Genomic DNA, 21,627 nt, shown 5'->3' with positions numbered 1-21,627 from the left:
GAATCAAACGGCCCCGATGATGAGGAGAGGCCGCCTTGTGGCTTGCGCGGGCGTCCGAGCGCCGGTCAGGTCGCTGTCCGGTCGTTTCCTGTCCGGTCGTTTGGGTGTCGCAATCTGCCGCGATAGTTTGTAAGACAGGATATCCCCCGATCGGATGACCCATTGGTGAGCGACATTCAGGCTACGGATATCGGCAAGACGGCGCGGGAATTGCCCCAGGGCAAGATGCCGGTGCTGGCGCTCTCCGCGCTCGGCATCGTGTTCGGCGATATCGGCACCAGTCCGCTTTATACGTTCAAGACCATTCTGGGCACGGCGGCATCCCCGTCGGACCCAGCGACGGTGCTGGGCGCGCTTTCGCTGGTGGTGTGGACGCTGGTCATCATCACCACGATCAAATACGTCTCGTTCGCGATGCGGGTCGATAATGACGGCGAGGGCGGCATCCTTGCGCTGATGGCGCTGCTCGGCGTCAAGAAGCAACAGCGGCCGACCATCGTCGCGGTCGGCCTGTTCGGCGCGGCGTTGATCTATGGCGACGGCGCGATCACGCCGGCGATTTCGGTGCTGTCGGCGCTGGAAGGACTGAACATGGCGACGCCGGCGCTGCAGCCCTATGTCGTGCCCGCCGCGGTCGCCATCCTGCTTGCGCTGTTCGCGATCCAGTCGCAGGGCACCGCCGCGATCGGGCGCTTTTTCGGACCGATCATGCTTTTGTGGTTTCTGGTGATCGCGGTGATGGGCATCGCCGGCATCGTGCAGCATCCCGGCGTATTCGCGGCCCTCAATCCGCTTTATGGCCTGCATTATCTGTTCTCGCATGGCGCGACCGGTTTTCTGGTGCTGGGCGCGGTGTTTCTCTGTGTCACCGGCGCCGAGGCGCTCTATGCCGATATGGGGCATTTCGGCAGCGGGCCGATCAAGATGGCCTGGTTCGGCATCGTGTTTCCGAGCCTGATCCTGAACTATGCCGGGCAGGCCGCGTTGGTGCTGGAGGGGGCGCCGACCGACGGCAACATCTTCTTCCGGCTTTGTCCGCCGATGCTGCTGATCCCGCTGATCGTGCTGGCGACGATCGCGACCATCATCGCCAGCCAGTCGATCATCACCGGCGCGTTCTCGATGACGCGGCAGGCGATCCAGTTGGGCTGGCTGCCAAGATTGCAGATCAAGCAGACTTCTTCGGATGGCTATGGCCAGATCTATGTCGGCGTCGTCAACTGGCTATTGATGATCGTGACCGTCGGACTGACCATCGCGTTCGGCAAATCGGATAATCTGGCGGCGGCCTATGGCATCGCGGTCTCGTTGACGATGCTGATGACCTCGGCGTTGCTGTTTATCGCGATGCGAGAGATCTGGAACTGGAGCCTGCTCGCGGCGGGCTCGGTCGCGGTTTGCTTTCTGGTGGTCGACAGCGCGTTCTTCCTTGCGAATTTGACCAAGGTTGCCGAGGGCGGATATGTGCCGCTGGTTCTCGCGATCTGCGTCTATGGCGTGATGTGGATCTGGCATCGCGGCGCGGTCGCGACCTCGATGCGCATGCATGAGGAATTGATCCCGGTGCCGGAATTCATGGCCGGGCTTGTCGCCAACAATGTACCGCGGGTGCCCGGAACGGCGGTGTTCCTGACCCGGACCGCGCAGGATACGCCGCCGGTCATGATCTGGCATGTCCGGCATAACCGCGCGCTGCATGAGCATGTGTTCGTGCTGCGCGTCGAAATCCTGCCGGTGCCCTGGGTGTCGTCGCGCAACCGGATCGCGCTTACGGAAGTCGCGCCGAATTTCTGGCGCGCGGAGGCGCGGTTTGGATTCATGGAGCGGCCGCATATTCCGGCTCTGCTCCTGAACAGCAAATCGCTGGGTTGTACGGTCGACGTCGGCGATGTCACCTATTACGTTGGGCACGAAACGGTGGTCAGCCGCGAGGACGGCCTGGGACTGCCGGGCTGGCAGGAACGGTTCTTCGCGGTGATGGAGCGCAATGCGGTTCATGTCAGCGACTTCTTCAGCCTGCCCAACGACCAGGTCGTCGAGATCGGGCGGCAGGTGGCGATTTAGAGAAGCGATTATCCCGCGACCGATGACCACAACAGCGCGATCACGGCCAGCCCCATGATGCCGGTGCCGATCCAGCCCAGAGCGACCAGCCGCGGCTTGGCCCGGAATCTTCCCATCAGTTCGGCGTTGGTGACGATCACCATCATCATCGCCATCATCGGCACCGCGACAATACCGTTGAGCACCGCACTCCACACCAGCATGTGAATGGCGTCGATGCCGGTAAACGTCAGGCCGAAGCCGATCGCGGTGGCCGCCGCGATGATGGTGTAGAAACCGACGGCGTCCGGCGCCTTGGCTTCCAGCGTCGCGTGCCACCCGAACGCTTCGGCCACGCCATAGGCGGCCGAGCCGGCCAGCACGGGGATAGCCAGCATGCCGGTGCCGATGATCCCGAGCGCAAACAGCAGGAAGGTGAAATCGCCCGCCAGCGGCCGCAACGCCTCGGCGGCCTGCGTCGCCGAATTGATGTTGGTGACGCCGTGCGCGTTGAGTACCGCCGCGGTGGTCAGGATGATGAAAAAGGCGATCGCGTTGGAGAAGATCATGCCCACCGTGGTGTCGATCCGGATGCGATGGATTTCCGGATCGCCGCCCTTGCGCATATCGCGCAGCGGGGGATCGATCTTGCCCTGGTTCATTTCCTCGACTTCCTGCGAAGCCTGCCAGAAAAACAGATAGGGACTGATGGTGGTGCCGAGCACCGCGACCACCATCAGGAAGTAGTCGGTATTGAGGGTGGGCCTGGGCCAGATCGCGGCCAGCAGCGCCGTGCTCCAGGGAATGTTCACGGTCAGCGCGGTCGCGACATAGGCAAACAGCGTGAGCGTGAGGAATTTGAGCACCGGCGCATAGCGGCGATAGGGCACGAATACCTGCAGCAGCACCGAGGTCGACGCGAAGATCAGCGCGTGCTCGTGATTGAGACCGCCGATCACCAGCGACAGCGCTTCGCCCATCGCGGCGATGTCGGCCGCGATGTTGAAGGTGTTGGCGACGACCAGCAGAAACACCAGCGCCAGCACCAGCCAGCGCGGCGCCAGCTTCATCACATTGGCGGCGAGGCCCTTGCCGGTGACCCGGCCGATCTGCCCGCTGACGAGCTGGATCGCGATCATGAACGGGGTGGTGAGAAACACCGTCCACAACAGCCCGTAGCCGAACTGCGCGCCGGCCTGCGAATAGGTGGCAATGCCGGAGGGATCGTCGTCGGCCGCGCCGGTCACCAGACCCGGACCAAGCAGCCGAAACAGCATGTTTGCGGGCTTCTCGGGCTGCGGGCGGACGGGCTTGGCCATAAATTCCTTTGGCGCCGGGTCGGTATGACCAGCGGAAATATACCGCGGAACATTCGCGGTTTTGCAGTATCGATCAAGCAAATTCGTGAGGCACCGATAGGTTCCGGCGCGGTGCCAACGTGGCCCGGAGAAAAATTTGACACGTCGGGCAAATCACCGGCACATTGTCAGCCTCGCAGCAATTGACCGCGACGATCGCGCCCGCGCCGGAAAACCGGCCGCGGGCGTTTTGCGCTGCTGCTTCTGCACAGAAACTCCTCGAATTATCTGCGACTAACGCGCTGCACGTGCGCGAAGATTACGCGGGACGTGGTTTAAAAACATCCTGAGCATATATACTGATCATCGAGGCAATGTTTGACGCAACTGTAACAACCGGAGTGAGAGGCCATGTCCCCCGAGCGTGATCAGTTTTATGAAACCGGAAATTGGCCGGCTACCAGAATGTCACGTGTTGGCAGGCAAGTGAAAATCCTTGTCCGCGCCCTCGCGGTTTTGCTGTGGTGATCAGCTCCAGCCCCTGCGTGGCTCTCAGTGAGGGCATCAACTCATTTAATCCTGCGACGCCGGAAGAGGTGGCGCGTTGGACGCAATTGCTCGGATTGAAACCAGACGCGAGGGTGCCGATCAAGTCCATCAAGCTTCAGCTCGGCGCCGCCGCGATGTCGATCACCCGCGTTGAAAGTGCGGCGTGCGATAAAGATGTCTGTCCGACGTTTTTCAAATATGAATTAGGTCGCGTTTTTGAGTTCGCTATCCCCTGTAAAGAGGCGCTCATGATTCTGGATGTGCCCGCGAGGGATATTATCGTCCTGTATGTTGGCCACGGCCTCACCACCATAGTGAGGCCGACTTCCCTCGGACCCGTCATCGAACCGTCGCGCCATGGCTTTTAATAGATTCGGGTGTTGAATGGGCCAGGTTAGCTACTCATTTGTAATGTGGCCCGACGCCTTGCCTGTCAAAATCGACAGAAAAGGTACCCAAGGCGAGACGGCACATGGCTCGAAATGAATCAGCGATGGCGCCAAGGAAGAAGCCGACGTTGCGAAGCATTATTTTTCCAGCCTCGCTTGCGGCCTCGCTCGTTTTTCTGAGCACTGAGGCGCGGTCGCTATCTCGGCAAGTCCCGTCACTCAACACACCAACCGAGATCGCCGCCGAGCGACAATCTCCGGAGATCGAGGAAAGCTGGATTGCATTTCATCTGGCGATGCCGGAGAGATCATCGATCCGCGAGCAGTACATCAATCAGGAAGTCCTGGCCGCGCTGTTGCGGAACCCCCTTAATCAGTCGCCGAGGCTCCGGTCGTGCGATTGGAGGGTGCAACGAGGTGATGTGTTCGGGGATTTTTCAATCCGGGTGAGCCACCCGAACTCGGTCCGGCGTCTTGAATGCCTTCGCGGTGCCATCGACTATCTGCTTCGGCAAACGATCAATGAAAGCGATTTTCGATCGACGCGCAAGAATAAGGCCTATTATGAATTATATGGGTGGCCTGCCTATATCTATGCGCAGCCGCTGGCCCTTCAAAAAATCTACGAAAAATACTCCACGCTCCAGCAAATCCACTCGGTTGGATCGGACGATTTCTCCAACCTTCCGTTTGATGAATTTGATGTGTGGTTGCAGCGCAGCCGGGAGCGAAAGCTGATCACGTTTTTAGGAAGAGGTGCGCTGCTCGAGTCTTTGGGCCTTCCGGTGCCGGACCCGATGATTTTGCAACTGGTCACTCCCCTGAAGTCGTCGCGCGTGCCTGCCGGCGTGTTGTTTTTCGACAGTGAACATCACGGGGTTTCGGCCCTCATCATGCTGAGTCTCAACCCCGGCGATCCGAAAAGGCTTGATCCGCAACTGGGAGATCGCCTCGCTTGCGATACGAGCAAGCCATCTCCTCTCGGTGCCAGGTCCGCCACCCCTGCGATCTCCGGCTTATTCTGCGACACTTCTTTGTTGTTTGGCGATCTCTGGTTGGGGTTGGCTGTAAGGAAGTCGGAAAGCTCCAGCTACGAGAATTTTTGCCGGCAGGTGCAAGACCTGACGTGGGATGCGGATGTGGCCGCTTTGGTGCGGGGCAGCCTGGAGGGATCGAAGGGCCTGTATGTTCTGCTGCCTCAGCAGTGCGAGCCACCCGAATGAAGGACGGGAGATGGCGATGAAATTTGCGTCGCTGCCTCTGCACGGAAACTCCTCGAATTATCGGCGATAGCTGACGCCGTTTGGCCTCCTCGACACGAACCGGCCGACCTGTTGGTCGTTTTCCCACCGCAAGTTAGACTATGCTTGGTGCGAGACTGAAAAGCCGAAGGTCGGGTATTTTTGAGCGGATGCACGCGAGCGGTCGCGTCGGCAGACAAATTGGAGGCGGCGCGTGCGGGGAGATTTTGTGTTCAAAATATTGGCGCTGGCGCTGCTCGGATTTTTCGCAACGGCGAGTTCGTCGTTGTCGGAGGAGGGAAAATGTATCCCCCGGAATGGCACCCATAACCTGCAACCGAATGAGCGATTCGTCGGGTTGTTTCATATCGCGCTCAATCCACCTGACTTTCAGGACCGCGTGGCCATCCAGCGCCACCTGGTGTTTTCGCAGACGTGGGCAGGTACCATTCTAGAGGAAGTGCCTGGGAAAACCGGCGGATTATGCAGCGCTGTCCCAATAACTTATCGTTTACCTGATCTGCGTGTCTTTCTGACGGTGAATAGTACGGCCCGCCAGATCGAACGCGAAAAATCGATTTGCACGCAAGCCCTGGAAGGCATCCTGCAGCGCTCCCTGCCTAATGATGAAGTGATAGGACGTGCAGCCAGAATGAATGCATATTTTGCAAAGCCGCTGCCTCCTTCCGGCGATAAACCGGAATCGGAAGATGCCGACACAATTTCGCTGGCGGCGCTGCCTTTGATCTACGAAAAAGGTTCTGTATTGCACGCGCTCGCTTCTGTGGAATGGACCTCATTTGGAACGGTTGACGCGGCAGAATTTCGCGCCTGGATTCGGAGTCAGAGGTCTCCTGGTCATCCTTTGATGGAAGCAATATCCCGCTGTGTGCCGCCGCCCGGCGAATTCGACGTCTTCACTGTCGCGCCGTACGAGTTGCCTGAATCGAGGGTTTTGCCGTCAGGCCAGATTAGTTTGTCGCGGAGCCCGGGCGGTTCGATCCCCACCGGTCCGCTGCGGTCTGCCGTGATCGTCGGCGAATCTGTGGACCCTCCGGATGCGATGATCTGGTCCGACGTGAAAAACAAATATTGCGATCGGGAACATACGTTTGCGATGACAGATGATTCTTCATCGTATCCCGCCGTAACCGTTCGATTGCGTTGTTCTGGCGTCAGTCTCCAGGACTTCGAGGGCTGGAGCATCATCTATTGCGATCCGGAGGATTGCGTCTCTGAACGCGTCGAGAAGGATGTGGCTGCGGCCGTCGCCAGGGATCCAGAGATCCTGGATTTTGCGCGAAGAAGCTCGGTTACGGCAACGCCTCGGGGGCCGTACCTCGTCGAAATCAAGTGACGCCGGATGGAGCTTGGATCAACCTTGAAAGTTTCGCATTTATCTGGAGAGCATAATGGCAACGACAAAGAAATTTTCCACGGGCGGTGGATTTCCAAACGAGAATTCTCCTGGTCGAACCATCGAATTTACGCTGTCATATGGAAAGTCGGAGTTGCTCAATCCCGATTCCGGGCAGCCTTCTTATGCTTATCGAATTGAATTCGCAGACCCGGAAGACAGGGCGTATGTCTGCGCGATGTACGGGCCTCCGCGCGACGAAGAAGGACTGAACGCGTTCGCTCACGAGCTTGGGGACGCATATAAAAAAGTAGGAGACGATCCCTCTTATGCCGGGCTACCGGTGCCACCTTCAAGGTACGAAACTCAATACGAAGCGGATCGAACTGCTGGGCGACAGATAGAAACGGGAGGTATTGCACAGGGCTGTCTTTGGGCGCAGCAATTCGGGCCCGGGACCAATCTCGCTATCAATTTCGCCAATGGCGCGGGTGCAAATACCTATCAAGCGCAGGCGCTCAATGGCGATAACCGAGTAGTGGCGGAGCAGTCCGGCTCGGCCAACGAGGCCCGGACCGTGCCTATGTTGGGCAGGCGCGTCGTCGCGCAGAACAGCAGCGACAGCGATGTCGGTAATTCAGCTTCATCTGCCGACGGCGTCGATCCCGTGAATTTTGCACAGCCAACGTCGTTACCGCTGACCAACGGCAGCCCGGTGCGGAGATTGGTCCGTGTAAATGCCAACGCATCACCCACGATGCCAGTCGTTTCGTGCGATGGCCAAGGCTCATCGGGAGGCCTGTTCGAAAATCAGACCTCTTCGCCTCGTGGCATTTCCCCGCGCAATCGAAATTTACCTGTTTCGGCGCAGGAGGCCGAGAACCTACCTGGAAGTCCTCTTGGAATCTTCAGCGGCAAGCCGATGCCGCTCTGGACGACCCCGCCACCGATCTTCGACACGCGCGATCGTTCCGATGCGGTTGGTGATCAAAACCGGTTCGCGATGCTGGGAGGCCTCTTATGGGGTGGCGGAAAATCGAAAGCATCCGCGGGTGCGCCGGCGGCACCGTCTGTTCTTGATGGTGAAGAGTCCTTCAGCAATGGTGCCGCTTCTCCGGAAAGCGGTTCGGGTGCCGGGATTATTCCGCCGGGGTTGACTGCGCAGCCACCCCAGAAATCGCCGGCCTCCCTCATCATGGATTATATTCAACGTCTGAAGCCGTTGGAGGCCAACCCATCCCGTGCTTCCGCGTTCGATACCGGCGCCCCGCCGGTGCCGTTTGTTTCCCCGGATGGTGTCACTGGCGGCCTCAGTGGCGCCGCTTCGGCACCGCCGCTGCAGAATCCCCAGGGACCGCTTTCCTTGATGGATGCCTATCTCGAATATCGCAAGCAACTGGATGCCAGCCCACCGCAAGCATCCGCGTTCGACACAAGTGCGCCGGCCGCGCCGCTGGTTCCTGCCGCTGATGCAAATTTATCGGGCGGCCTTCCCGGCCGGCTCGCCGCCTTGATGGGTGTCGACCCCTCGAACCCGGACCAGTTCGCGCCGCCGCCACAAGACGACGAACTGCGCGGATATTACCGCGATGATCCGACGCAGCCGTGGTTCGTTCGGCGCTAATCTCCGACGCCGATCGTAAGTCTTGCTATGTCGGGCAAATCACCGGCATAGTGTCAGTCTCGCAGCAGTTGACCGCACCAATCGCGCCCGCGCCGGGAAACCGGCCGCGGGCTTTTTGCATCTTCCTTTAAATCGAAATTTGTGAATCGGGCGGCGGCCGCATTCGGGACGCAGCATCTCCCCATGTCAGCGCCTTGTCGCAAGACGCGTCCGCAAGCGCGCCGCCGTCCGAACCTTCATGCCAGCGATCACGAGAGAACCAGAAATGACCGCGTATCTGATATCGCTTGCTCTGGCTGGTCTGCTCGCGATCGCGCTGTGGGAGGCCATGCCATGAATGCCCTGATCATTCCATTCGTGCCGCGCCGAGATCGAAAACGCCACACGATAGGCTTTTCAATCCCGGCGCCGCCGCCGGACGATCTCGTGATGGATCACGCTGATACCGCGCCGTGTGAATACGTCGCGCCTGAAGAAGGCGACGCCGTATTCGTCGAGAACATCCATGCCTAGAGCCAAAGCTGTCACCGAAATCCGCTCGCTGGCGCGAAGCCATACGCGCACCGCGCTGAACGTTCTGGTCGGTGTGATGCGCAGCAAGGACGCGACGGCGGCCGCGAAGGTGACCGCCGCCAATGCCATCCTGGACCGCGGCTGGGGCAAGGCCGTTCAGGCGATCGAGAATGGCGGCGAAGGCCCTCTTGAACTGATTCACAAAATCGAGCGCATCATTGTCCATCCTGAAAATTCCGACAGCAAAAATATTTGAGCCACTGCTGGCGCCGGCCCGCTACAAGGCGGTGCATGGCGGGCGCGGATCGGGAAAATCGCATTTCTTCGGCGAGCTTCTGGTCGAGATCTGCCAGGCCGAGCGCGGCACCTCGGCGGTGTGCATTCGCGAGGCGCAGAAGACGCTGGCGCAATCCTCCAAGCGGCTGATCGAAAGCAAGATCGCCGGTCTTGGCCTGCGGCATCGGTTCAAGGTGTTCAGCGACAAGATCGCAACGCCCGGCGATGGGGTGATCATCTTCCGTGGCCTTCAGGGTTATACTTTCAAGGCCGTCATTACGATCATCGTCAGCGGATTCGTCGGGGCGGTATGGCTCGGCGTCAAGGCGATGCTTGGCAAATGACACGCTTGGTGGCGAGGCGATACCTCAAATTGCCCGGCTGACTGCGGTTCGGCGTACTTGCGTTAAGGTTGTGCCGTCGGCCTCCTGCCGTCGATACTGTGGTTCAGGCTGTACCCGATCCAGGCGGAGTGTTAGATTCGCTGTCCTCACCAACGGGGCGGCATGACCTTCACATCGTGGCAATTCGGCGTATTCGTAACTATTGTATTCGCCATTTATTATCTTCCGCCGCTCCGGACGCTCCAGGTCCAATGGCTGGTTATCGCGAGCCTGTTTTTTTATGGCTATGGCCAGCCCCAGCTTTTGCCGCTTCTGGCGGTCGCCGTATTCGGGACTTATCTTTTCCTGATCCAGGCGTTGCGAAATCGCCGGCTCTGGCTGCCGGTCGGCATCGCCTTCAACCTCGCGCTGTTGGCGTTCTTCAAATACAAATTCCTGTTTTTCGATCCGGGCGCGTCGAACCTGAGCGGCGTTGCGCCTGTCGATTTTCTGCTGCGATTGCCGCTGCCGATCGGAATCTCGTTTTTCGTCTTTCACAATATCAGCCTCCTGGTCGACCTGACCCGGCGCCAGGGTCCGCGGCCGGATCTGACCAGCGTCTTCCTCTACATCATCTTCTTTCCGCAGCTGGTTTCGGGACCGATCACGCGCGCCGAAATGTTCATGCCGCAGATTGTGCCGAAATATCTCGGGGACGTCGTATTCGTCGAGGCCGCGAAATGGATCCTGACGGGATTCTTTTTCAAGCTGTACGTCGCGAACAATCTCGACGAGATGACATCCTACATGGATTTCCCGCTCTACGAGACGCTGCAGACCCAGGATCGCTGGTTGCTGGTGTTTCTGTACAGCTACCAGATCTATGCTGATTTTTTCGGCTATTCGGCGATCGCGATCGGCCTCGCATTGCTGTTCGGCTATCGCCTGCCGGTCAACTTCAATCTGCCGTATATATCGAAATCGTTTTCGGAGTTCTGGACCCGCTGGCATATCTCGCTATCGACTTGGCTGCGTACCTATCTCTACATTCCACTGGGCGGCAATCGCCATGGTGTGCTGCGCACCTGCCTGAACCTGATGATCGTGATGGGGCTCGGCGGCCTCTGGCACGGCGCCGGCCCGAGCTATCTGGTGTGGGGACTATTGCACGGCGTGCTGCTTGTGATCGAGCGGCCGTTGCTGGCGCCGCTTGAGTTGATCAATTCCACACTGTTTCGGGCGGCCCGCATGTGTTTCATCTTCATGTGCGTAAGCATGCTCTGGATTTTCTTCAAGCTGCCGAATTTCGACCATGCGGTCAGCTATCTCTCCGGCATGTTTGCGGCGAGCACGAATCCAAGTCCGCCGAAGCTGTTTTATAGCCTGGCGTTGCTCTATTCACTGCCGGTCATTGTTCAGCATTTTATATCGGGCGGGGTATTCGAGCGGTCGCTGCGCCGCGCGGAGCCGTATCTGTATGGATCGATGGCTGCGCTGATGTATCTTGAGGCCGGTCCCGAAACCTCCTTCATCTATTTCCAGTTTTGAGCGCGGGCATGGATCAGATGTCTGCGGTTCGCTGGTTGGCAAAATGCGCTGTGAGTGCCGCGTTATTGTTGCTGGCGTGCGGCCTGGCGACCGCCTTGTTCGGAAACAATCTGCAGTTGCCGGCGACGACAACGCGCGACGGCACGCTGATCACATTGAACCGGTATGCCCGGGAACCCATTCCCGATATTGTTTTTGTCGGCAGCTCGCTGACCTTCCGGCTCAAGGAGGAATATTTCACGACGCCTCGTCTCCGAAACCTGGCGCTGGCCGGAGGGTCCCCCCTGACCGGGCTGGAGATCGTGGCCAACCAGCCGCGTCTTCCCATGCTCATCCTGATCGAGACGAATGTTCTGGCGAAAGCGCCGGACAACGCGGTGGTCGAGAGATACTCCAGGCGCAGTGATGCCGAGCCGCTGTTTTTTCGTCCCGTCAGGGCCGCGGTCGCGGCCTATGAGAACTGGCTTCATGCCCCATTGACGCATGCGCAGGTCTCCGCCGGGCTTGAGCGGCTATTGAAGGAACCACCGAGTGATTTCGACAATCGGATCTATGCCGATCGAGCGCTTGCACAGTTCAACGTCCAGGATTCGACCAACGTCACGCAAGCCAATGTGAACCGGCTTGAGCAATTGATCGCGGCAATTGAGCGGCGTGGATCGCGCGTATTGCTGTTTGAGCTTCCCTATTCGCAGCCGCTCGAAGAGTCGCAATTGGCGAAGAATACCCGCGCGATCGTTCACGCCAGATTTCCAGCGCCCGATCGATGGCTGCCTATCGAATATGCCAGAAACGATTTGCGCTGGGCGGACGGCGTTCATCTCGATGAACGCTCGGCGGTGATCCTGGCGCAATCGATCGATCGGACCCTGCCTTCACTTCTCGGATCGAAATAAATTTTCAGTAGCTGCTCGCGATGTGGGGCGACATCATGCCGAATTGTTTGCCGGCCGCTCCATCTTTGGCTGGAACCTCCATGTACAAGATCCGTGAGGTCGACGGTCAGGACGATGACATCGCCGATACGTTGCGGGATCTGCATCAACTAACGTTCTTCAACGGCGCTGGCCTTCCGGATTTCGATTGGGGGCATTGGTGGCTCGCCTTTCACCGCGCGACGCCGGTGGCCTTTGCCGGCCTCGTTCCCTCAACACATGCTCATAACGCGGGATACATCTGCCGTGTCGGCGTGCTGGAAAAGCACTGCGGACACAGGCTTCAATTACGGCTGATGCGTGCGATGGAGTCACGGTCGCGGTACAATGGCTGGCGTTGCGTGGTTTCGGATACGATCGACAATCCGGCTTCAGCCAATAATTTCATCCGTGCCGGCTATCGGTTGTATCTGCCGCCCTGTCCATGGGCCTATTCGAATACGCTGTATTGGCGCAAGATGATCGCTTGATGTTCGATCCTACCGGCGCGGCGGTGAGATTGGTTTCATGCCCTCGACGGCACCTATTCAAAAAGGCTGTAACCACCCTTCGATTTTGACGGCATAAGTCTTTTGGGCGAAATCACAAAGGGCTGTATATGGGATCACCGCCGGTGGCCCATCGCTTCCGGAAGGTCAAAGATGGCCCTCGACGGCCGTCAATCGATGCAGGGAAGGGACCAGCCGATCATGACTGCCAGACCGCCATTGCCGGACCGGGTGCCACGCAAAAAGGGAGCGCCGACCGCGCTTGACGGATTGCTGGTGGTGGATTTTACCCGGGTCGTCGCGGGTCCTGCCTGTACGCAGACGCTGGCGGATTTCGGCGCGGAGGTCATCAAGATCGAAAACCCCGAGGGCGGCGATGACTCCCGGCACTATGAACACGCCGATCTCGCCGGCGAAAGCGCTGCCTATATCAGCCTCAATCGCGGCAAGCGCGGCATTGCGCTCGATCTCACCAAACCCGAAGCGCGCGAGGTTGCACTCGAACTGATCGCGCGGGCCGATGTGGTGGTGGAAAATTTCTCCTCCGGCGTGATGAAGAAGTATGGCCTCGATTACGCATCGGTTGCGCCGGCCAATCCCCGCCTGGTCTATTGCTCGATCTCGGCCTATGGCCGCCAGGGGCCGTCCGCCACGCGCCCGGGCTTTGATCCGATCACGCAGGCCGAAAGCGGATTCATGTCGCTTAACGGCTTTTCGGATGGACCGCCGGTGCGGACCGGACCGCCCGCAGTCGACATGATGACGGGCATGGCCGCCTGCAACGCGATCCTGCTGGCGCTGTATGCGCGCGATCGGCTCGGCCGCGGCCAGCATGTCGAGGTCGCGCTGTTCGATATCGCGGTAGCGATGACCCAGTTTTACGGCATGGCCTATTTGATGACCGGAAAGAATCCGAGCCGTCAGGGCAATTCGCCGAACGGCTCGCCCTCGGTCGGCCTCTACGAAGCTTCCGATGCGCCATTCTATATTGCCTGCGCCAACGACCGGCTGTATCGGCGTCTTGTCGTCGAGGTGCTTGGCCGTCCCGACCTCGCCAGCGGCGAATTCGTCGACCGGCGGTTGCGTTCGGCCAACAAGGACAAGTTGCGCGCGATCCTCAACGGGATCTTTGCTTCGGATCAGCGCGAAAACTGGATGGCACGGATGAAGGCGGCCAATATTCCCGTCGGCTATCTTCGCACCGTCGAGGAAGCCTTCAATTCTCCGGAAGTTCGCGAGCGCCGTCGCGTCAGCCAGATTCCGCATCCGGCCGCAGGCTTCGTCCCCAACATCGAAACGCCGATCCATCTTGGCCTGACACCGGCCGCGGACCCCGTCGCGGCGCCCATGCTGGGCGCACACACCAGCGACGTCCTGCGCAAAACCCTCGGTTATGACGAAGGCCGCATTGCAGCACTCGCCAAGGCCGGCGTTTTTAGTGCGGGTGCGAAATCGGGCTCAGGAACGAGTGGATGATCTGAGTGTTTGATCCGGCCTTCACAAGGCCGTGTAGCAAATTTTCGACATAGTGAAATCCGCCCGGTGGCCTCACGGCCATCGGGCTTTTTTTGCGTTTAAGGGGCGTGCAGTAGAACAACGCATGCGGGGCCGCCGCTACATGAGGCAATCGCCGGCACACCGATGTAGCCGCTACCGGGGACATATTGTACACAGGGTTGCCGGCTACCGTTCGGTTGCCGTGTCTTCAGCTTTTAGACGTCTTTCGCTTTTGTCATCTCAGGTGAGGAGTAGTTTCATGACGCACGCCATCCGCTATCACAAAACCGGTGGGCCCGAAGTTCTGGTTTGGGAGGAAGTCCCCGTGGGCAAGCCGGGAGCCGGCGAGGCGCGGATCCGTCATACCGCGGTGGGACTGAACTTTGTCGATATCTACAATCGCTCGGGGCTTTATCCCGCGCAGTTGCCAGGCAGCCTGGGTAGCGAGGCGGCTGGCGTGGTCGAGGAAGTCGGTCCTGGCGTCACGGATCTGAAGCCGGGCGACCGTGTGGCCTATGGCGCCGCCCCGGTCGGGGCCTATTCCGAAGCGCGGCTGATTGCGGCCGATCGGCTGCTCAAGCTGCCCGACGGGATCGATGACAAGACCGCGGCCGCGATGATGCTGAAGGGTCTGACCACGCAATATCTGATCCGCCAGACCTACCGCGTCAAAGCCGGTGACACGATCCTGCTCCATGCTGCCGCCGGCGGCGTCGGTCTCATCCTCGGTCAATGGGCCAAGCATCTCGGCGCCACCGTCGTCGGCACCGTCGGCAGTGACGAGAAGGCCGCGCTCGCCAAGGCTCATGGATCTGCACACACCATCGTTTATTCGCGCGAGGACTTTGTGAAGCGCGTCGAGGAGATCACCGATGGCAAGAAGGTGCCGGTGGTGTACGACTCCGTCGGCAAGGACACTTTCCTCAAATCGCTCGATTGTCTGGCCCCGCTCGGCGTCGCCGCGCTGTTCGGTCAGTCCTCCGGCGCTGTCGATCCGCTTAATCTCGGCATCCTGGCCCAAAAAGGCTCGCTGTACGTTACCCGTCCGACACTGAACACTTATGCGGCCAAGCGCGAGAGCCTGGTGGCGATGGCGAAGGAGTTGTTCGATGTCGTGCAATCCGGCGCGGTGAAGATCGAAGTCAACCAGACCTATCCGCTCAAGGACGCGGCCAAGGCCCATGCCGATCTCGCGGCGCGCAAGACCACGGGCTCGACGGTGCTGCTGGTCTAGGGCTGCGCGCGTCTTTCGAAAAAGACCTGTGCCGGCTTATTGATCGAGCCGGCATGGGTGTTGTGAAGCTGGCTAGCCTTGATGGCTGGTTTTGGCCTATGAATGCTTCGAAGCTGAATGTCGGGCATTTAAGAGGTCTCTTCGATGAGCATACAGGTCTACGGGTTCTGGCGGTCGATTGCTTCATTTCGCATCAGGGTCGCGCTGAAACTCAAGGGATTGCCGTTCGAGGAAACCCCGATCGACATTCTCGTCGGCGAGCAATTCGAGCCCGGCTATGTGGCCGTAAATCCCGAACGCGTGGTGCCGACCTTCATTCACGACGGCCATTCGCTGTTTCAATCGCTCGCGATCATCGAATATCTCGACGATATCCAGCCCAAGCCGCGGCTGTTGCCCGAGGACGCCAAGGAGCGCGCCTATGCCCGCTCGCTGGCGCTGATGACGGTCGCCGATGCCCATCCGCTGGTGGTGCCGCGGGTCCGCAAGCATCTCGCCAAGGCCTTTGGCGCCGATGCCCACGCGATCGAGGAGTGGGGCAAGCATTGGACCATTGAGGGTCTCGCGACCTACGAACGGCTGCTCGCGCGCCGCGCACCGGCGCCATTTGCGCTGGGGGCAGAGCCGGGTCTGGCTGATATTTGCATCGCCGGCCAGGTGGTCAGCGCGCATTTTCTCAAAATTCCACTGACGGATTTTCCGCTGGTCGCCGGTCTTGCCGACCGCTGCTTTGCGATCCCGGCATTCAAGTCGTCGCATCCGTTCGAGCAGGAGGGATACAAGACCGCCAGCGCGCAGCATTGAGCGCGCCGGCGGTCTTGCGTGACTGTCGCTTCATCCTTCGAGACGGCGCAAGAGCGCCTCCTCAGGATGAGGACTGTGGGTATCTCAGGATGAGGTCCGTGGATTCTTCGGGATGATATCCACCATTCCCTCATGGTGAGGAGCGCGGCGCCGCCGCGCGTCTCGAACCATCTGGCGGGAAGCCTAACCCGGCCTACACATCCAATCCAAGAATCCGTGCAGCATTGCCGCCGGCGATCTGGGCCAGCGTAATCTCATCCATGCCCTGCACGCCGGCGACGTGACCGATCGGATTGTATTCGGCCATGTCGAAGGGATAATCAGTTCCCATCACGATGCGATCCGGGCCGAACACGTCGATCAGATAGGCGAGCTGGTGATAGCTGAACACGACGGTGTCGAGATAGACCTGCCGCAGATAGGTCGTCGGCGGTAGCGGCAAATCGGCGTGCGAGTCCTTGCGCGCGCCCCAGGCGTGATCGATGCGGCCTGAATAGCCCGGCAGATAGCCGCCGCCATGCACCGCCATCAGCTTCAGATCGGGGAAGCGCGCCAGCGTTCCCGAGAAGATCAGCTTGTGCAGCGCCAGCGTGGTCTCAAGCGGATTGCCGAGCACGTTGTTGAAATAGAAGTCGGTCAGGCGATCGCCCTGCGTGAAGCCATTCGGATGCATCATGACGAAGGCGCCGAGCTGTTCGGCCTTGGCCCAGAACGGACGGAATTTCGGATCGGACAATTCCTGGCCGTCGACATTGGTCAGGATTTCGACGCCCTTCAGCTTGAGGTTATTCATGATGTAGTCGAGCTCGCGAACCGCGATCTCGGGCTCCTGCAGCGTCACCACGCCGAGTCCGACAAAGCGGTCCGGCTTGCGTGCGCAATATTCCGCGACGCCGTCATTGGCAAGGCGATGCGCCTGTTCGGCGATTTTGGGATCGACCGAATAATAGCATTGCGGCGGCGCTGGTGCGACGACCTGGATGTCGATGCCCATCTTGTCGAGATCGAACAGGCGGCGGTCGATCGTGGTCATGACCTCGCCGACGTCCTTTTCCTGCTGGGCGTTGATGGCCTTGGTCTCGGCGTTGGCGAAATGCGCCAGCGGAACGCGGCTGAGATCGACATGCGGCTGCGCCAGCTTGGCGGCCTGCGGCACCACGATATGGGCGTGGATATCGATCGTGATGGAGGAGGGACGGCGGGCGAGGCCGTCGGCATCGTGGTTGCGGGCGGCGGTGCGGCCGTAGCGGTTCATGCTGTCGATCATTGAATTTTCTCTGTTGTTGCGTTGTTGTTCGGGGGTGATTACGGAACGGGCATCAATTATTTTTTTGCCGGACGCTGGGGCCAGCGAACGGAAACGGTGGTGGCGTCGGCGTCGCCAAGGCCGGCGGCTTCGGCTTCCTCAAAGCACGCCAGCGCGCTCGCCGCGACCGGCAATTCCGCATGGATCGAGGCCGCGAATTGCACGGCAGTGGCGAGGTCCTTTTTGGCCCCGCTGAGGGAGAATGCGGTTTCACCTGAAGGTGCGCCGCCCAATGCCTTTGCGATCGCCGGTCCGCGGCCTTTCATGGCGGGCGGTGCGCCGGAGGTGTCCGTGAGGATATCGATCAGCCGGTCGGCCGGAAGATTGAGCGGTTTGCAGATGGTGAGGGATTCACCCAACGCCTGCCAATACACCAATAGCGGGAGATTGACGGCTAGTTTAATCGTGGAGCCCGCGCCGAGCGCGCCTACATGTTCGATGCGGCGGCATAGCTGCTCGAGCAGCGGCATCGCCCTTGCCACATCGGCGTCGGCGCCGCCGAGCAGGCCGAGCAGCTTGCCTTCCCTGGCCGGCAGGGTGCTGCCGCCGACCGGGCAGTCGACAAAACCCGCGCCTTTTTGAGTTGCGGCTGCGCCGAGAGAGATCATGGTGTCCGGGCGCAACGTGCTCATGTCGATGATGAGCTTGCCGCCAAGTTCGGCTTTCAGCAGGCCGTTCGGCCCACGATAGACCGCTTCGGCCGCGGCATCGTTCAGCAACATCACGACCACGGTCTCGCAACCGTCGGCGAGTTCGGCCGGCGAAGCGTAGAGCTTCGCGCCGGCGTCGGTCAGCGGTTTGGTCTTTTTGGCGTCGCGATTCCAGACACCGACTTCATGGCCGACCGCAATCAATCGCTGCGCGATTCCCGCACCCATTCGTCCAGTTCCGCATACGCCGATTTTCATGTTGCTGCCCTCAAGGGATGGATAGTTGTTTTAATGCGCGCGAAAGACGCCGAGATTTTGCGCAATCAGATCTTCGTTGAGTTCGCTGGCCTCGCCGGCGAACACGCAGCGTCCGGTGTTGAGAATGACCGCCTGATCCGCGACCTCGAGCGCGAGCTGGCGATTTTGTTCGACCAGCACGATGGATTGCCCTTCCTCCTTCAGCCGCTTGATGGTGCGGCCGACTTCCGCGACGATCAGCGGCGCCAGGCCCTCTGACGGTTCGTCGAGCAGCAGCACGCGGGGATTTCCCATCAAAGCGCGTCCGATCGCCAGCATCTGTTGCTCGCCGCCCGAAAGCGTACCCGCAAGCTGGGTGTGACGTTCCTGAAGGCGGGGAAACATGGAATAAATCCGCTCGATATTCCACGGCTTTTCGCTTTTGTTCTCGCGCTGCCCCGCCACGATCAGGTTCTCCCGAACCGTCAGCGAGGGAAAGATTCGGCGTCCTTGCGGGACTAATCCGATCCCGAGCCGTGAGATGCGCTCGGGGCTGAGTCCAGCGATCGATTCCCCGAACAATTTTATTTCGCCTTCTCGGGGGGTGAGAAAACCCACCACAGTCGAGATGCAGGTGGTCTTGCCGGCGCCGTTGCGTCCCAATAGCGCTAGCACGCCGCCCGGCCGCAGCGAAAAGCTGACGCCGTGCAGGATATGGCTGTCGCCATAAAATGCATGCACGTTGGTCAGGCTGAGTGCGTCAGACGCCAAGATAGACCTCGCGCGTTCGTTCATCCGCAATCACGGTATCGCGCTCCCCATCGACGATCACCCGGCCATAGTTCAACAGCGTCACGGTCTCCGCCAGGTCGAGCGCGGTATCCATGTCGTGTTCGATCATGATCACGGCGGTTTCCCTTGAGATCGACGCGATCAGCGATTTGACGGTCGAGCGCTCGGTGTCGGAAAGACCCGCCAGCGGTTCGTCCAGCAGCAGCACGCGCGGCTTTTGCGCCAGCGCCATTGCGAGCTCCACCCGGCGTTTTTCACCGTAAGCGATCTCGGAGATGGGATGATCGGCCAGATGCAGCAGTCCCACCGCATCGAGGGTCCGGCGCGCTTCGGTGGCGAGATCGCTGTAGAACGCCAATGGCCGCCACATCTGCCAGCGCGAGGGCCGCAGGCCGAGCAGGCCGAGCGTCACATTGTGCTCCAGCGTATCGCCGGCGAACAGCGTGATGATCTGGTAGGTCCGCGACAACCCCCGATGCGCGCGCTGATAGGGCGCCAGCGTCGTGACGTCGTTGCCGAATAGTTTGATCTGGCCGGAGTTCGGCCGCATGTCGCCGCTGATCTGGTTGAACAGCGTGGTCTTGCCGGCGCCGTTCGGGCCGATAATCAGGCGGCGTTCGCCGGGCCGGATCGTGAGCGACACGTTTTGTGTCACGGCAAGGCCGCCGAACGCCTTTTTCAGGTTGATGACTTCGAGCGCATGGTCAGCCGCAACGGAGGTCATCGCGGCCTCCTTTGCAACAGCTTGGTCAGGCCGGGAACGATGCCCGTCGGCATCACCAGTACGATGAACACGAACACTGCGCCGAGCAGCATGTTCCAGCGGTCGAGATAGGCCGAGACGTAATTCTTCAACAGCAGCACCAGCGCCGCGCCGACGGCGGGACCGGCTGCTGTACCCGATCCGCCGGCGATCACGCCGAGCAACGCTTCGGCCGAGCTCGTGGTCGAGAGCGACGTCGGATGGATGTATTTGTTGTAATAGACGTAGAGCAGGCCGGACACGCCGCCCCAAAAACCTGCATAGACAAAGGTGATCCAGCGGATCATCCAGGGATTGAAGCCGAGCGCCGCCATCCGGCGCGGCTGGTCGCGCACGCCCTTCAGGGACGAGCCGAACGATGACGCCGCGAAAACCGTCATCATCAGGAACGAGAATGACGCCACAATTAGCGCGAACCAGTAGAACGCCGCCGCGCTATCGAGCGAGATGCCGAACGGCATCGGGCGGGTAAGGCCACCGATACCGTTATCGCCGTTGGTCACGCCGGACATGCGATAGGCCAGCCCCCACAGCACCTGCGACAGCGCCAGCGTGATCATGAGAAAGCCGAGCCCGGTCGCACGCAGCGCGATAACGCCGAAAAAACCTGCCATCGCCGTGGTGCCCAGAATCGAGAACACGGCAGACGCGCCGTGCCCCCAGCCATATCGAGACGTCAGCAGCGCGGACATATAGGCCGCGACGCCGAGATAGGAGGCGTGTCCGAGCGAGGTCATGCCGCCATAACCGACCAGCAAATTGAGGCTGAGCGCGAAGATCGCCGCGATCAGCATCTGGCTCGCTAGGTTGACGTAGAAATCGCCCGCGAAAAATGGCAGCAGTACGAGCGCGACGGCGAGCAGGGCAGCGGCAATCCACTTCATGCGCCAACACGCCCAAACAGACCCTGCGGCCGGAACGCGATCACAAAGATCATCGGCAGGAACAGGATGATATAAGCCAGCTCCGGAAACAGCGCCGAGCCGAACGTATAGATGAAGCCGATGATGAAGCTGCCGACAAAGGCCCCAAGAAGACTGCCGATGCCGCCGAGAATGACGACGATCAGCGCCAGCGGCAGCATGTCGCCGTCGAGCCCGGGATAGGCCGACAGGATCGGGCCACCGAGCACGCCGCCGGCGCCGGCGATTCCAGCGCCCAGACAGAACACGATCGTGAACAATCTCGAGACGGGAATGCCGACCGCGCGCGCCATCTGCCGGTCATCGACGCCAGCACGGATCATCGCGCCCAAACGTGTTCGCTCCAGCAGAAAGTACAGCGCGATCGCAGCCGCGATGGCGCATCCCACCAGCACCAGCCGGTAGGTCGGAAACACGAAACCGAATACCCGGGTCGGCGCCTGCAGGCTCTGCGGCGTCGGCACCGGAATCGAATCGCCGCCCCAGAACATCAGGCAGGCATCGGATATGATGAAGGACATGCCGAGCGTCACCAGCACCTGCCCAAGCGGATTGGTCTTCAGCCGGGTCAGTATCAGCCGCTCGAACAGGCCACCGATCGCGGCGACCGCGATGCCGGCGCCGAGCGCCGCCACCCAGATATTCAGCCCGCTGTAATTCCGCAGCGAGATCGCCCCGAAATAGGTTCCGAGCATGAAGAACGCGCCATGCGTCAGGTTCGCCAGCCGCATCAGGCCGAAGATCAGCGAGAAGCCCGACGAGAGCAGAAACAGCAGGCCGCCGAGCGACAGGCTGTTAAGACCCTGGATAATCCAAAATTGCATCGGCGGCCGATCT

General features: G+C 60.3%; 20 protein-coding genes and 1 pseudogene. 14 read left to right on the top strand and 7 right to left on the bottom strand.

Going from position 1 to position 21,627, the window contains the following annotated elements:
* Positions 1–225: 225 nt before the first annotated feature.
* Positions 226–2,064 (top strand): potassium transporter Kup, encoded by a 1,839-nt coding sequence (locus HB676_RS27330; RefSeq protein WP_213741656.1) that lies wholly within the window; start codon positions 226–228, stop codon positions 2,062–2,064.
* A gap of 8 nt (positions 2,065–2,072) precedes the next feature.
* Here HB676_RS27330 and HB676_RS27325 read toward each other — a convergent pair whose 3' ends face one another.
* Complete coding sequence (locus tag HB676_RS27325; protein ID WP_213741590.1) at positions 2,073–3,362, bottom strand: divalent metal cation transporter; 1,290 nt, start codon at positions 3,360–3,362, stop codon at positions 2,073–2,075.
* 428 nt (positions 3,363–3,790) lie between these two features.
* Here HB676_RS27325 and HB676_RS27320 point away from each other — a divergent pair, with 428 nt between their 5' ends.
* From HB676_RS27320 to maiA, 13 genes are all read left to right on the top strand, one after another.
* Positions 3,791–4,258 (top strand): hypothetical protein, encoded by a 468-nt coding sequence (locus HB676_RS27320; RefSeq protein WP_213741589.1) that lies wholly within the window; start codon positions 3,791–3,793, stop codon positions 4,256–4,258.
* 104 nt (positions 4,259–4,362) lie between these two features.
* On the top strand, positions 4,363–5,502 hold the full coding sequence (locus HB676_RS27315; RefSeq protein ID WP_213741588.1) for a hypothetical protein: 1,140 nt from the start codon (positions 4,363–4,365) through the stop codon (positions 5,500–5,502).
* A gap of 247 nt (positions 5,503–5,749) precedes the next feature.
* Complete coding sequence (locus tag HB676_RS27310) at positions 5,750–6,877, top strand: hypothetical protein (protein WP_213741587.1); 1,128 nt, start codon at positions 5,750–5,752, stop codon at positions 6,875–6,877.
* A gap of 55 nt (positions 6,878–6,932) precedes the next feature.
* Positions 6,933–8,501 carry a hypothetical protein gene (locus HB676_RS27305; RefSeq protein WP_213741586.1) on the top strand — a complete coding sequence of 523 codons (1,569 nt, stop codon included), beginning with the start codon at positions 6,933–6,935 and terminating at the stop codon, positions 8,499–8,501.
* Between the two features lie 333 nt (positions 8,502–8,834).
* Positions 8,835–9,014 carry a hypothetical protein gene (locus HB676_RS27300; protein WP_213741585.1) on the top strand — a complete coding sequence of 60 codons (180 nt, stop codon included), beginning with the start codon at positions 8,835–8,837 and terminating at the stop codon, positions 9,012–9,014.
* Positions 9,007–9,270: a hypothetical protein gene (locus tag HB676_RS27295; protein ID WP_213741584.1), complete on the top strand. Its 264-nt coding sequence runs from the start codon at positions 9,007–9,009 to the stop codon at positions 9,268–9,270. Before HB676_RS27300 ends, HB676_RS27295 begins: the two co-directional genes overlap by 8 nt.
* The gene (locus HB676_RS27290; protein WP_213741583.1) at positions 9,233–9,634 is read left to right on the top strand and encodes a phage terminase large subunit; all 402 of its coding nucleotides are present in this window, start codon (positions 9,233–9,235) and stop codon (positions 9,632–9,634) included. Before HB676_RS27295 ends, HB676_RS27290 begins: the two co-directional genes overlap by 38 nt.
* A gap of 162 nt (positions 9,635–9,796) precedes the next feature.
* Positions 9,797–11,161 (top strand): MBOAT family O-acyltransferase, encoded by a 1,365-nt coding sequence (locus HB676_RS27285; RefSeq protein ID WP_213741582.1) that lies wholly within the window; start codon positions 9,797–9,799, stop codon positions 11,159–11,161.
* An 8-nt stretch (positions 11,162–11,169) separates the two neighbouring features.
* Entirely contained in the window at positions 11,170–12,057 is an 888-nt protein-coding gene (locus HB676_RS27280; protein ID WP_213741581.1) for a hypothetical protein, read from the top strand.
* 80 nt (positions 12,058–12,137) lie between these two features.
* Positions 12,138–12,566, top strand: coding sequence for a GNAT family N-acetyltransferase (locus HB676_RS27275; protein ID WP_213741580.1), 429 nt, complete (start codon positions 12,138–12,140; stop codon positions 12,564–12,566).
* A gap of 219 nt (positions 12,567–12,785) precedes the next feature.
* Positions 12,786–14,060 carry a CoA transferase gene (locus HB676_RS27270; protein WP_213741579.1) on the top strand — a complete coding sequence of 425 codons (1,275 nt, stop codon included), beginning with the start codon at positions 12,786–12,788 and terminating at the stop codon, positions 14,058–14,060.
* A 280-nt stretch (positions 14,061–14,340) separates the two neighbouring features.
* A complete protein-coding gene (locus HB676_RS27265) occupies positions 14,341–15,315 on the top strand; it encodes a quinone oxidoreductase (RefSeq protein WP_213741578.1) in 975 nt (324 codons plus the stop codon).
* A gap of 144 nt (positions 15,316–15,459) precedes the next feature.
* A complete protein-coding gene (maiA, locus tag HB676_RS27260) occupies positions 15,460–16,119 on the top strand; it encodes a maleylacetoacetate isomerase (RefSeq protein WP_213741577.1) in 660 nt (219 codons plus the stop codon).
* A 193-nt stretch (positions 16,120–16,312) separates the two neighbouring features.
* Here the strand turns inward: maiA and HB676_RS27255 are convergent, their stop codons facing one another.
* From HB676_RS27255 to HB676_RS27230, 6 genes and pseudogenes are all read right to left on the bottom strand, one after another.
* Positions 16,313–17,386 carry an amidohydrolase family protein gene (locus HB676_RS27255; RefSeq protein ID WP_213741576.1) on the bottom strand — a complete coding sequence of 358 codons (1,074 nt, stop codon included), beginning with the start codon at positions 17,384–17,386 and terminating at the stop codon, positions 16,313–16,315.
* A 56-nt stretch (positions 17,387–17,442) separates the two neighbouring features.
* Positions 17,443–18,345, bottom strand: a pseudogene (locus tag HB676_RS34295) (NAD(P)-dependent oxidoreductase); the annotation flags it as partial.
* 18 nt (positions 18,346–18,363) lie between these two features.
* Positions 18,364–19,083: an ABC transporter ATP-binding protein gene (locus HB676_RS27245; protein WP_346347436.1), complete on the bottom strand. Its 720-nt coding sequence runs from the start codon at positions 19,081–19,083 to the stop codon at positions 18,364–18,366.
* The gene (locus HB676_RS27240; RefSeq protein ID WP_213741573.1) at positions 19,073–19,828 is read right to left on the bottom strand and encodes an ABC transporter ATP-binding protein; all 756 of its coding nucleotides are present in this window, start codon (positions 19,826–19,828) and stop codon (positions 19,073–19,075) included. Before HB676_RS27240 ends, HB676_RS27245 begins: the two co-directional genes overlap by 11 nt.
* Positions 19,825–20,751 (bottom strand): branched-chain amino acid ABC transporter permease, encoded by a 927-nt coding sequence (locus HB676_RS27235; protein WP_213741572.1) that lies wholly within the window; start codon positions 20,749–20,751, stop codon positions 19,825–19,827. Before HB676_RS27235 ends, HB676_RS27240 begins: the two co-directional genes overlap by 4 nt.
* The gene (locus HB676_RS27230; RefSeq protein ID WP_213741571.1) at positions 20,748–21,614 is read right to left on the bottom strand and encodes a branched-chain amino acid ABC transporter permease; all 867 of its coding nucleotides are present in this window, start codon (positions 21,612–21,614) and stop codon (positions 20,748–20,750) included. The genes HB676_RS27235 and HB676_RS27230 overlap by 4 nt, the downstream gene beginning before the upstream one ends.
* Positions 21,615–21,627: the final 13 nt, after the last annotated feature.

The sequence above is a fragment of the Bradyrhizobium sp. dw_411 genome, assembly GCF_018449695.1.
Taxonomy (GTDB): Bacteria; Pseudomonadota; Alphaproteobacteria; order Rhizobiales; family Xanthobacteraceae; genus Bradyrhizobium.
Note: the sequence above shows the minus strand (reverse complement) of the source record. Positions and strands in the feature narration are given on the sequence as shown.

Bases quoted from the DNA above. Each gene is read 5' to 3' on its own strand.
- HB676_RS27330 (WP_213741656.1), top strand. From the start codon at position 226: ATGCCGGTGCTGGCGCTCTCCGCGCTCGGCATCGTGTTCGGCGATATC.
- HB676_RS27325 (WP_213741590.1), bottom strand. From the start codon at position 3,362: ATGGCCAAGCCCGTCCGCCCGCAGCCCGAGAAGCCCGCAAACATGCTG.
- HB676_RS27315 (WP_213741588.1), top strand. From the start codon at position 4,363: ATGGCTCGAAATGAATCAGCGATGGCGCCAAGGAAGAAGCCGACGTTG.
- HB676_RS27305 (WP_213741586.1), top strand. From the start codon at position 6,933: ATGGCAACGACAAAGAAATTTTCCACGGGCGGTGGATTTCCAAACGAG.
- HB676_RS27300 (WP_213741585.1), top strand. From the start codon at position 8,835: ATGAATGCCCTGATCATTCCATTCGTGCCGCGCCGAGATCGAAAACGC.
- HB676_RS27295 (WP_213741584.1), top strand. From the start codon at position 9,007: ATGCCTAGAGCCAAAGCTGTCACCGAAATCCGCTCGCTGGCGCGAAGC.
- HB676_RS27285 (WP_213741582.1), top strand. From the start codon at position 9,797: ATGACCTTCACATCGTGGCAATTCGGCGTATTCGTAACTATTGTATTC.
- HB676_RS27280 (WP_213741581.1), top strand. From the start codon at position 11,170: ATGGATCAGATGTCTGCGGTTCGCTGGTTGGCAAAATGCGCTGTGAGT.
- HB676_RS27275 (WP_213741580.1), top strand. From the start codon at position 12,138: ATGTACAAGATCCGTGAGGTCGACGGTCAGGACGATGACATCGCCGAT.
- HB676_RS27270 (WP_213741579.1), top strand. From the start codon at position 12,786: ATGACTGCCAGACCGCCATTGCCGGACCGGGTGCCACGCAAAAAGGGA.
- HB676_RS27265 (WP_213741578.1), top strand. From the start codon at position 14,341: ATGACGCACGCCATCCGCTATCACAAAACCGGTGGGCCCGAAGTTCTG.
- maiA (WP_213741577.1), top strand. From the start codon at position 15,460: ATGAGCATACAGGTCTACGGGTTCTGGCGGTCGATTGCTTCATTTCGC.
- HB676_RS27255 (WP_213741576.1), bottom strand. From the start codon at position 17,386: ATGATCGACAGCATGAACCGCTACGGCCGCACCGCCGCCCGCAACCAC.
- HB676_RS27240 (WP_213741573.1), bottom strand. From the start codon at position 19,828: ATGACCTCCGTTGCGGCTGACCATGCGCTCGAAGTCATCAACCTGAAA.
- HB676_RS27235 (WP_213741572.1), bottom strand. From the start codon at position 20,751: ATGAAGTGGATTGCCGCTGCCCTGCTCGCCGTCGCGCTCGTACTGCTG.
- HB676_RS27230 (WP_213741571.1), bottom strand. From the start codon at position 21,614: ATGCAATTTTGGATTATCCAGGGTCTTAACAGCCTGTCGCTCGGCGGC.